Source organism: uncultured Meiothermus sp. (assembly GCF_937863175.1).
Taxonomy (GTDB): domain Bacteria; phylum Deinococcota; class Deinococci; order Deinococcales; family Thermaceae; genus Meiothermus.
The window spans coordinates 1-9,015 of the sequence record NZ_CALMCQ010000406.1 but is presented as its reverse complement, the minus strand read 5'-3'; the positions used below and the strand labels follow the sequence as shown (position 1 = coordinate 9,015).

Genomic DNA, 9,015 nt, shown 5'->3' with positions numbered 1-9,015 from the left:
GCTGATCCTCAACGCCCTGGGGGTGATTTTGCCGCTGCTCTTGATGCTCATTTTTGCCATCAAACCCACCCCGGAAATTTACGCCTCCCCCTTTGCCCTGCCCCAGACCTGGAGTCTGGATAACTTTGCCCAGGTTTGGGAGTCGGGGCGGTTTGACCTCTACTTCCGTAACTCCATCCTGATTACGGCTGGGGCCCAAGTACTAATTCTGGGTTTCAGCGCGATGGCTGGCTATGCGCTGGGACGCTTCAAGTTCCGCTTCAACGATGCCGTTTATGTATTCTTCCTGGCTGGATTGATGTTCCCGGCCAAGCTGGTGCTGGTACCGCTGTTCGTGCAGCTCAAGGAAATGGGCCTGATTAACTCACACCTCGGACTGATTCTGGTCTATGCGGCAGGGGGGATTCCGGCAGCCGTGTTCATCCTGACCGGCTTTTTCCGGGCCCTGCCCTCCGACCTTGACAACGCTGCCCGCATGGACGGCGCCAGTGAGTGGCAGGTGTTCTGGAAAGTGATGCTGCCGCTGGTGCGGCCCCAGCTAGCGATTGTGGCCATCTATACGGCCATCCCGATCTGGAACGATTTTCTCCTGCCCCTGGTGTTTTTGCAGGATCCTACCCTCAAAACCGTGCCACAGGGTCTGACCGTGTTCTTTGGCGAGTATGCCACCGACTACGGCCCTCTCTTCGCGGGCCTTACCCTGGCCGCGATGCCTTTGATTCTGCTCTACTTACTTCTGTCCGAGCAGTTCATCAAGGGTCTTACCGCAGGGGCGACGAAGGGGTGAGGGTGCAGGGGACAGGGGACAGGGGTCAGGGGAGTGGAGGGCTGGTTTTTCCCTCCCTGATCGTGTCGTGTCAGGCCAGGGGCGACAACCCGCTGCAAGGGTCACAGTTCATGGCCGCGATGGCGCAGGCGGCGGAGCAAGGGGGCGCGAGGGGGATTCGGGCCAATGGGGCCGAGGATGTACGAGCCATTCGAGCGGTGACCACCCTGCCAATCATCGGCATCCATAAACACTGGATAGAGGGTTACGAAGTCTACATCACCCCCGATTTTGCCGCAGCTAAACAGGTTGCCGAGGCGGGGGCAGATGTGATTGCGCTGGATGCAACGGCAAGGCCACGGCCCAGGGAATCATTGGCTGAGTTGATTGGACTCATCCAAAGTGAACTGGGCAAGAGGGTATGCGCGGACATTTCTACCCTGAAAGAAGGTTTGGCAGCGGCTGAAATAGGTGCAGACTTCGTGGCGACCACCCTGGCGGGCTATACGCCTTATTCGCCCAAAACCCAGGGACCGGACTTTGACCTGATAAAGCAACTGGCAAACCTTGTGGCTGTGCCGATTGTTGCTGAAGGACGTTTCTGGTCGCCTGAAGAGGTGTCGCGGGCCTTTGAGCTGGGTGCCAGTGCGGTGGTGATAGGCACCGCCATCACCAACCCCCTCGAGATCACCCGCCGTTTTGCGCAGGGGGTTCCAACGTGAACGTGCTGGGTATTGATGGCGGGGCCAGCAGCAGCAAGTGGGTGGTGCTGGACGCTCAGGGTGGGGCAGTGGCCCAGGGGCGGGTTGCTCCGCTGATCGGACACCTGTTTGGTGATGAAATGCGGGCCAGGGTGTTTGCTGCTCTGGATCAGTTGTTAGCGGAGGTCAAACCCCATGCACCCCGCACAGTGGTTGCGGGGATCACTGGCCTGGATGCGGGGACTAAAGAAGCAGGGGAGATAAGGGGTTACATCCAGAAAGCCCTGGGTTTATCCGAGAAGCGGGTAGTGGTGCTTAACGACATGGATCTGGCTTATCGGGCCTACTTCGCACCTGGTGCGGGCATCGTGGTCTATGCTGGAACTGGCTCGGTGGCCTATAGCATTGCCCAGGATGGCAGTGTCTACCGTGCAGGTGGGCACGGTTTTCTAATTGGGGATGAAGGGGCCGGTTTTTGGATTGGCAAGACAGCCTTGCGCCACCTGATGCGCTGGCGCGATTCGGGACTGGACACCGCACCGTATCCGCTGGCCCAACACCTCTATGCGGTGCTGGGAAGCCGTGACTGGACTGGTATTCGCGAGTATGTGTATGGGGGTGGGCGACAGGTAGTTGCCGCGCTGGCCCCGGCGGTAGGTCGGGCTGCCGAGGAGGGAGACGAGACTGCTGCCCAAATTTTGCTCCAGGCGGGGCGCGAACTGGCCGACCTGGCCCTGACCTTGCGGCATCGCCTGGGGCCGCTGCCGGTGGTGCTGTGTGGGGGCGCATTGCAGGTCAGTCCGCTCATCGAGCAGGGGGCCAGGGAACTGCTGGAACTCGAGGTTATGTATACTTCCAGCGCCGAAACCGCTGCCCGTATGGCCCTGGATCTGCAAAATTCATAGACGAGCCTGATTATGAACAATAGACCTCTGGCTACCGAAAAAATAAACGAAGCCTATCGCGACCTCGAGACCCGCACCACCCTGCAAATCGTGCAAGCCCTGGTGGACGACCAGCTTCACGCAGTCCAGGCAGCGCAGAAAGCTGCACCCCAGATTGCCAGGGCTGCCGAACTCGCTGCTGCGCGGATGTTGAGGGGAGGGCGCTTGATTTATGTGGGGGCTGGAACCAGCGGGCGCCTGGGGCAACTGGATGCTTCTGAACTCCCGCCCACCTTTTCCTGGCCGCGTGAGCGGGCCCTGGCCTGTATTGCTGGGGGCCAGGAAGCCCTTTGGCAAGCAGTAGAGGGTGCAGAGGACGACTTCGAGGCGGGAAGGCGCGACGTGCTGGCCTTGCAACCCACCCAGAGCGATGTGATGGTCGGTATTGCCGCCTCGGGCACCACGCCCTACCCGTTAGGGGCTTTCGCAGCGGCCAGGGAAGTGGAAGCCCTCACCATTGGAATTGCCAACAACCCCGATACCCCCATGGTGGTGCAGTGCGAGGTGGGAATCGTACTGGACACCGGCCCCGAGGTGATTTCGGGCTCGACCCGCCTGAAGGCCGGAACCGCCCAGAAAATTGCCCTCAATGCCTTTTCCAGTACGCTGATGGTGTGCCTGGGCAAGGTCTACGGCAACCTGATGGTGGATGTGCAGGCCACCAATGCCAAGCTGTTGGCGCGGGCGGTGCGGCTGACAATGGCGGCTACTGGGGTTTCGGAGGATAAGGCGAGGGTAGCGCTCGAGGCTTGTGGCTACAGCGTCAAGACCGCCATTGTGATGTTGAAAAAGGGGCTGGATGGGGAGGCGGCTCAGGCGGTGGTGAGCAGGGTAGATGGGAATGTGCGACGGGCGCTGGACTAGCCTCGGACGTTTTGCGTTGTTCGGCCAGGGTGTTGTATCGCACGGTAGGGGTTCCGGCATGCCGCACCGCTGGTAAGATAGGGGCTTTGGCAGCTTCTGTAGGTGAGGGAAGCCTCGAAGCTATGGGTTGTGTATAAAGGATGACTGCCCATACCCAACCCAGTGCCCAATGTTGGTACTGGATTGCATTACCTTCGCGAAAGGAAACGTTCCAGGGCCCGCCCCGCGTTACGCACGTGGGTGCGCATGGCCACTTCGGCAGCCTCGGGGTTTTTGTCCCGCACGGCCTGCAAGATGGCCTCGTGCTCGGCTCGCGATCTGGGCAAACGTCCCGGAATGGCTGCTGAGCTATTGATGAGCATCCGAATTTGACCGTCTATAGTCTCGGCGGTAGCCAGCAAGCGCTTGCTGCCCGAGGCTTCCCAGAACGAACGGTGAAAGGCCAGATCCAGGTCGCCGTAGGTCTCGAGGTCACGCTTCTCTGCGGCCTCTCGCTGCTTGATGAGCAGTTTCTCGAGTTTTTTCGACAATACCTTACCGTTGTTCTCAACCGCCAGCCGCGCCGCCAGTCCCTCCAGCACCTCGCGCAGGCTGTAGATTTCCTGCACATCCTCGAGGCTGGGCTCCAGTACAAAATAGCCCCGGTGCGGAACCGCTACCACCAGCCCTTCGCGCTCCAGTGCACTCAGGGCCTCCTTGACCGGAGTGGGGGAGAGGCCCAGTTCCTCGGCCAGTACCCGAACCACCAGCTTATGTCCAGGAGGAATTTTGCGTCCCAGAATGGCCTGACGCAAAGCCTTGTAGGCCTCGCGGTTAAGGGTGGTTCGCGATAGAGCCATAACTGAAAGTAATTTTAGCACATTGACTACAAAAGATTTTAGATATAAAATCTTTTGGAAACCAAAGGAGGATCAGGTGGCACATAGGGCCTTGGCTCATAAAAGCACCGATGATGTGGCGGTAGCGGTGGCCGATCTGAAAGCAGGTGAAGAACTCAACATTCAGAGCCTCGAGGGCGGAAAAGCGCACCAGATCAAACTGCTGGAAGACGTTCCTCTGGGCCATAAAATTGCCCTCAAAGACTTACCACCGGGTCATGTGGTTATCGAGTATGGCGAGAAAGTGGGCAGGATGACCAGGGCCGTGCAGAAGGGGGGCTTTGTGCACGTCCACAACATCCGGACCCTGCGCTGGGACTATGGCAAAGGGTCGAAGGCCAAAAGCCAAAGGTCGAAAGCTAAGAACTTGAAGAAAGGGGGCCAGTGATGGCGAAGACCCGGAAAGCCTCCATGCAGCTCACCGGCTACCGCCGTCCAGATGGAGCGGTAGGCGTACGCAACCACGTGCTTGTCCTCCCGGTGGACGATCTCTCCAACTCGGCAGCCGAGGGCGTGGCCCGGCTCATTAACGGAACTACGGCCCTGCCGCACCCCTACGGGCGCTTGCAGTTTGGTGAAGACCTGGAACTCACCTTCCGCACCCTTTCGGGCCACGGGGCCAGCCCCAATGTGCACGGGGTGGTGGTGATCGGCATCGAGCCCAGGTGGACCGACCAGGTGGCCTCGGCCATTGCCAAGACGGGCAAGCCCGTCGAAACCTTCTCCATCGAACGCCACGGCGACCTCAATGTGATCAATGCAGCCTCGAGGGTGGCCTATCAGATGACCCAGGATGCCTCTGAGCTTCGGCGTGAACCGATCCAGGTCTCCGAGCTGGTGCTCTCCATCAAGTGTGGGGAGTCCGACCCCACGCTGGGTCTGGCCGGGAACAAAGCCCAGGGCCAGGCGGTAGATCGGCTGGTGGACATGGGGGCCTCGGTGATTTTCGGCGAAACTTCCGAGCTAACCGGTGGGGAGCACCTGATTGCCAATCGTTGTGCCACGCCCGCGCTCAAGCGCAGGTTCATGCAGATATACCACGATTACATCCATATGATCGAAGACCAGGGGGTAGACCTGCTGGGCTCCCAGCCTACCGAGGGCAACATCCGTGGGGGTCTTTCCACCATCGAAGAAAAAGCCCTGGGGAACATCCAGAAAACCGGCTCGCACAAGGTTAACGCGGTGCTGGACTACGCCGAGACAGTAAAGCCGGGCCAGGGTCTGGTCTTCATGAATAGCTCTTCGGCGGGGGCCGAACAGGTGACGCTCTGCGCGGCGGGGGGCAGCGTGCTGCACTTCTTCACCACCGGCCAGGGCAACATTGTGGGGCATCCCCTGATTCCCGTAATCAAGATCTCGCCCAATCCCATCACCTGCTCGACCATGGTTGAGCACATTGACGTGAAGCTGCCCGACCTGCTGGTCGGCGACATCAGTCTGGATCAGGCTGCCAACCGCATCCTGGACGTGTTTGTGCGTACCGCCAACGGACGCCTGACTGCCGCTGAGCTGCTGCGGCATAACGAGTTCGTGATTACCAGACTGTACCCCAGTGCCTAAAGCAGAAAGCCAGAGGTTCTTGCCTTTGGCTTTCAGCCTACAGCTTTCAGCTATGATTATCGTTTGCGAGTTCATCACCCCAGGCGGACTGGAGCGCCTCGAGCAAGGGGGCCTCGAGGTGCTTTACGACCCCAACCTCTGGAAAGACCGTGAGGCCCTCAAGGCCAAACTGGCGGGCGCTACTGCCCTGGTGGTACGCAACCAGACCCAGGTCAATGCGGATTTGCTTGCGGCGGCACCGAACCTCGAGGTAGTGGGCCGGCTGGGCGTGGGCCTGGATAACATTGTCCAGCCCGACCTCAAAACCTATGGCGTGCAGCTTTACTTTGCCCGTGGCATCAACGCAAATGGGGTGGCCGAGTACGTGCTGGCTGCAATGCTGCATATGGCCCGCAATATCGCGGGGGGCGCAGCCCATGTAGCCGGGGGCGGCTGGAACCGGGGTGCTTTTGGAGGCTTCGAACTGGCGGGCAAAACCCTGGGGTTGGTGGGCCTGGGCGAGGTAGGTTTGCGGGTCGCCAGGCGGGCCAGGGCCTTCGGCATGCAGGTGGTGGCCTCCGACCCCATGCGCCTGGCCTGGGAGAGCGCGGTGGAAGATTTGGAGGTTCGTCTGGTCGCCACCCCCGAGGTACTGGGTTTGGCCCATTTCCTATCGTTGCATGCGCCCTTTACACCCGAAACCAGGGAGCTGATCCGGGCCGAGACCATCGCCAGCATGCCCAGAGGTAGTTATCTCATCAACACCGCCAGGGGCGAGCTGATTCACCAGGCCGACCTGGCGGCGGCCTTGCAGTCGGGGCATCTGGCCGGGGCGGTGCTGGACGTGGTAGACCCCGAGCCACTTCCGGCCGAACACGTGCTGCGCGGTGTGGATAACCTGTGGATAACCCCCCATGTGGCCGGCCTGACGGCCGAGGCCCAGGAAGCGGTGGGGCTGCGGGTCGCAGAAGGGGTTTTGCGCGCGCTGGGGGTGGGCGGATGAGAATCGCGTATCCCGACCTCAAGCGGGGGGTCTCGAGCCACTTCCATATCCTGGGACTGGCCCTCGACCACGCCGACGAGGTTGCCGAGGTGATCCTCGAGGCCGAAATCGAAGGCAATGTAGGGCATGGCCTGACGCGTATTGCCCAGTACACCAGCCAGATCCAGGCTGGCGGCCTGAATCCAAGACCGCAGATGCGTCTGGAGCGCACCAAGCCCTCGGTAGCGGTTCTGCATGCCGATGGCGCACCGGGGCCGGTAGCCGGGTTGTTTGCGGTGCGAGCCCTGGCCCAGATGACCAGGGAACAAGGCAGTGCAACGCTGGCAGTGCGGGGAGCCGGACATTCCGGGGTGTTGTCCGCTTACGTGGGACGGCTGGCCCAGCAAGAGCTGGTCGCCCTGGCTTTTGCCAACACCCCCCCTGCCATTGCACCAGGGCCGGTGCTGGGCACCAATCCAATTGCCCTGGGTGCGCCCGCCTATCCCCATCCGGTCATCATTGATGCCTCAATCTCAGTGGTAGCCCGTGGCAAGATCATCGCCGCCTCCAAAAAAGGCGATCCCATCCCGGAGGGCTGGGCACTAGACAAAGAGGGCCAGCCCACCACCGATGCCAGGGCGGCTCTGGAAGGCTCTTTGCTCCCCATGGGAGATGGGAAGGGGTTCGCGTTGGCGGTGTTGGTGGAAATCCTGGCAGGGGCTCTGGCGGGGGATGTACTCTCGCCCGATCTGCCCTTGCCCTGGATGCCCCCCGAGCAGGCTGCTAAACCTGGGCTACTGCTCCTGGCATTTGATCCCGGTGCTTTTGGCCCCGGCTACGCAAGCCGGGCGGCTCAACTCATCCATGCTCTTGAAGCGGTTGGAGGCCGGATTCCCGGTGCACGGCGAACCGCTTTACGAGAAAAGGCTTTACAAGAAGGTGTGGACGTGAACGAGATGCTTCAGGCCGAACTCGGTAAACTAGGCATACGTTTACAAGGAGGAGGAACCTCATGAAGAAGCTTTTTTGGCTACTGGTCGCGGTGCTGGTGATGTCTACTGCGCTGGCCCAGCAAACCCGTCTGCGGGTGTTTGTGGGCGGGCAGCAGCGCCCGGATGTGATGCGGAAGATTTTCGACCTCTATCAGTCGCGCAACCCCGGCATCCGGGTGGATGTGGAGGTGGGGGGCGCTACCTCCGATCAGCAACAGCAGTACCTCACCACCGTGCTGGCCTCGCGCGATCCCAGCATTGACATCATCCTGATTGACGTGATCCGACCCGCCCAGTACCTGGCCAGCCGTTGGGCCGATACGCTGGACAAATATCTGCCCGCCGCTTCACGCCAGAACCTCTTGCGGCAGTACCTCCCGGCCTATTCCCAGGCCAATGTGATCAATGGGCAACTGGTTGCACTGCCAGCCTTTGCCGACGCGATGTTCCTGTACTACCGCACCGACTTGCTCGAGAAGTACGGTTTTCAACCCCCACGCACCTGGGAGGAAGCCATCCAGCAGGCCCAGACCATTCTTCAACGCGAAAACAACCCCAACCTCAACGGAATCGGCTTTATTGGCGCCCCCGCCGAGGGTGCAGTCTGCACTTTCCTGTTGCCGGTTTGGGCCGCCGGGGGCGACGTGACCAACGCCCAGGGCCAGTTCTCACTTACCGTAGAACAGGCTCAACGCGCCCTGCAATTCTGGGTGGGTCTGATGGATCAGCGGGTCTCGCCCCCCAACATGGCCGAAAAGCCCCAGGACACCATCCGTAGCGAGATGCAGGCCGGACGCTGGATATTTGGCACCATGTTTGCCTACGCCTGGAACAGGTTCCAGAACGATGCCGACAGCCAGGTCAAGGGCAAAATCGGAGTAGTGCCGCTGCCTGCATTTGCAGGGGGCCGTCAGGCGAGCTGCCTGGGAGGCTGGCAGTGGGCCGTCTCCGACTTCAGCCGTAACAAAGCCCAGGCCCACCGCCTGGTGCGCTTTTTGAGCAGCCCCGAGGTCTCCAAAATCCTGGCCATTGAAGCGTCCAACCTGCCGGTCTTCCCAGCCCTGTACCGCGACGCCGACATCCTGCGGGTTAATCCCTGGTTCGGCCAGGCTTTGCCCGTAGTGCAGGCGGCCCGCGCCCGTCCCCAACACCCCCGCTACGCCGAGATTTCCGAGGCCATCCGCGTCAACACCAACCAGGTGCTGGCCCGGCAGAAAACCCCCGAGCAGGCGGCCCGCGATATCGTGAGCCGACTGCAGGCGATCTACGGCGGCAGATAAGTTGATGGTGGTGGGGTTGAGGCGCCTGACCCTGACCCCACTTCCAATACTTCAGAGCGGTTTTTC

General features: G+C 60.9%; 10 protein-coding genes. 9 read left to right on the top strand and 1 reads right to left on the bottom strand.

Features of this window, described 5'->3' with window-relative positions; all coding sequences use genetic code 11:
- The 4 genes from Q0288_RS15360 to murQ form a co-directional block, all read left to right on the top strand.
- Positions 1 to 787, top strand: a 787-nt coding sequence (locus Q0288_RS15360; RefSeq protein WP_299432307.1) for a carbohydrate ABC transporter permease, incomplete at its 5' end; no start/stop codon positions are given.
- Positions 788 to 789: 2 nt separating this feature from the next.
- Positions 790 to 1,488, top strand: coding sequence for an N-acetylmannosamine-6-phosphate 2-epimerase (locus Q0288_RS15355; protein WP_299432304.1), 699 nt, complete (start codon positions 790 to 792; stop codon positions 1,486 to 1,488).
- Positions 1,485 to 2,372 (top strand): BadF/BadG/BcrA/BcrD ATPase family protein, encoded by an 888-nt coding sequence (locus tag Q0288_RS15350; RefSeq protein ID WP_299432301.1) that lies wholly within the window; start codon positions 1,485 to 1,487, stop codon positions 2,370 to 2,372. Before Q0288_RS15355 ends, Q0288_RS15350 begins: the two co-directional genes overlap by 4 nt.
- 12 nt (positions 2,373 to 2,384) lie before the next feature.
- The gene (gene murQ / locus Q0288_RS15345) at positions 2,385 to 3,275 is read left to right on the top strand and encodes an N-acetylmuramic acid 6-phosphate etherase (RefSeq protein WP_299432298.1); all 891 of its coding nucleotides are present in this window, start codon (positions 2,385 to 2,387) and stop codon (positions 3,273 to 3,275) included.
- 188 nt (positions 3,276 to 3,463) lie between these two features.
- Here murQ and Q0288_RS15340 read toward each other — a convergent pair whose 3' ends face one another.
- Positions 3,464 to 4,114, bottom strand: a complete 651-nt coding sequence (locus tag Q0288_RS15340; RefSeq protein ID WP_299432295.1) for a GntR family transcriptional regulator — start codon at positions 4,112 to 4,114, stop codon at positions 3,464 to 3,466.
- Positions 4,115 to 4,190: 76 nt separating this feature from the next.
- Between Q0288_RS15340 and Q0288_RS15335 the strand changes: the two genes are divergently transcribed.
- From Q0288_RS15335 to Q0288_RS15315, 5 genes are read left to right on the top strand one after another with little or no spacing between them, the layout of a single operon-like run.
- Entirely contained in the window at positions 4,191 to 4,541 is a 351-nt protein-coding gene (locus tag Q0288_RS15335) for a UxaA family hydrolase (RefSeq protein WP_299432292.1), read from the top strand.
- A complete protein-coding gene (locus tag Q0288_RS15330; RefSeq protein WP_299432289.1) occupies positions 4,541 to 5,716 on the top strand; it encodes a UxaA family hydrolase in 1,176 nt (391 codons plus the stop codon). The genes Q0288_RS15335 and Q0288_RS15330 overlap by 1 nt, the downstream gene beginning before the upstream one ends.
- Positions 5,717 to 5,768: 52 nt before the next feature.
- On the top strand, positions 5,769 to 6,698 hold the full coding sequence (locus tag Q0288_RS15325; RefSeq protein WP_299432286.1) for a hydroxyacid dehydrogenase: 930 nt from the start codon (positions 5,769 to 5,771) through the stop codon (positions 6,696 to 6,698).
- Positions 6,695 to 7,693: an Ldh family oxidoreductase gene (locus Q0288_RS15320; protein WP_299432283.1), complete on the top strand. Its 999-nt coding sequence runs from the start codon at positions 6,695 to 6,697 to the stop codon at positions 7,691 to 7,693. Before Q0288_RS15325 ends, Q0288_RS15320 begins: the two co-directional genes overlap by 4 nt.
- Positions 7,690 to 8,949: an ABC transporter substrate-binding protein gene (locus tag Q0288_RS15315; protein ID WP_299432280.1), complete on the top strand. Its 1,260-nt coding sequence runs from the start codon at positions 7,690 to 7,692 to the stop codon at positions 8,947 to 8,949. The genes Q0288_RS15320 and Q0288_RS15315 overlap by 4 nt, the downstream gene beginning before the upstream one ends.
- The last annotated feature ends 66 nt before the right edge of the window (positions 8,950 to 9,015 follow it).